The organism is Pseudomonas sp. FME51, from assembly GCF_014897305.1.
The window spans coordinates 1-659 of sequence record NZ_JABUYN010000049.1 but is presented as its reverse complement, the minus strand read 5'-3'; the positions used below and the strand labels follow the sequence as shown (position 1 = coordinate 659).

The 659-nt window shown below is 57.4% G+C and carries 1 protein-coding gene; it reads right to left on the bottom strand.

Annotated elements, in window-relative coordinates; genetic code table 11:
- Window positions 1–659 (bottom strand): AMP-binding protein (locus INT39_RS22345; RefSeq protein ID WP_193076153.1); only part of this gene is annotated, 659 nt, incomplete at both ends.

Below are 659 nucleotides of genomic sequence, written 5' to 3'. Positions count from 1 at the left end.
AGCGCCTCACCACCGAAAATGATGTAACGCAGTGACAGAGGCTGGGCCTTGTCCACCGCTATCGGGATCAGTTGCTTGAAGGCGGAGGGCGTCTGGTTGAGGACAGAGACCTTTTCCCGTAGCAGCAACGCGTGGAAGTCTTCCGGCGAACGCGCCGCTTCTTTCGGTACGATAACCGCCTTGCCGCCATACAACAGAGCACCAAACAGCTCCCATACCGAAAAGTCGAAGGCGTAGGAGTGGAAGACGCTCCAGACATCATTACCATCGAACTGGTACCAGTCCTGAGTTGCCTGGAACAGGCGCATGACGTTGTGGTGCGGCAACAGTGTGCCTTTGGGCTTGCCGGTTGAGCCGGAGGTATAGATCACATAGGCCAGGTTTTCTGGTTGAGTGATATTGTCCAGATTGGCATCACTGTAGCTTGCCAGCGACCCCAGGTCCGTATCCAAAGCCAGGGTTTTAACATGGTTCGGGGTCGGCAACCGATCTTGGAGATGGCTCTGAGTCAGCAACAATCGGATGCCACTGTCCTCCATCATGTAGGCCAGCCGCTCCTGCGGGTATTCCGGATCCAACGGTACATAGGCGCCGCCGGCCTTGAGGGTCGCCAGCAGACCAACCACCATCTCCAGGCTGCGCTCTACGGCGATGCCGAC